This is a genomic window from Neisseria sp. P0001.S005 (assembly GCF_051963715.1).
This window is the reverse complement of sequence record NZ_JBQCTZ010000638.1, coordinates 1-425: the sequence shown is the minus strand read 5'-3', so window position 1 is coordinate 425 and position 425 is coordinate 1. Positions and strand designations below refer to the sequence as shown.

General features: G+C 49.6%; 1 pseudogene. It reads right to left on the bottom strand.

The annotated features are described in order from the left end of the window. Nucleotides 1-56: 56 nt before the first annotated feature. Nucleotides 57-425, bottom strand: a pseudogene (gene misR / locus ACTHSP_RS22135) (two-component system response regulator MisR); the annotation flags it as partial.

Here is a 425-nt window from a genome sequence, read left to right as displayed (position 1 = left end):
ACTGCGCAAAATGTGGCGAAGATGCGTTGAAACAGTTTCATTGATCTGTTTAATCTTTAGTTTTTAACAAACAGGTAGCCTAAGCCGCGTACGGTTTGAATCAGAGAAGCATCGCCCAATTTGTGGCGGATGCTAGAGATGTGTACGTCGATGCTGCGGTCAAATTTAGCCAGTTTGCGGTCGAGTGCTTCGATGGACAGAGTTTCTTTGCTGACAACTTGTCCGGCGTGGCGCATCAAAACTTCGAGCAGATTAAACTCGGTGCTGGTCAATTCAAGCGGAGTGTCTTTGATGCTGGCTTGGCGTTTGGCAGGGTAGAGGACAACGTCGCTGACAGAAATGCTGTTAGGCGCGTTGTTTTGTTCGTTGCTGTGTTGTGCACGGCGCAAGATGGCGTTGATACGCGCCAAGAGTTCGCGCGGTGT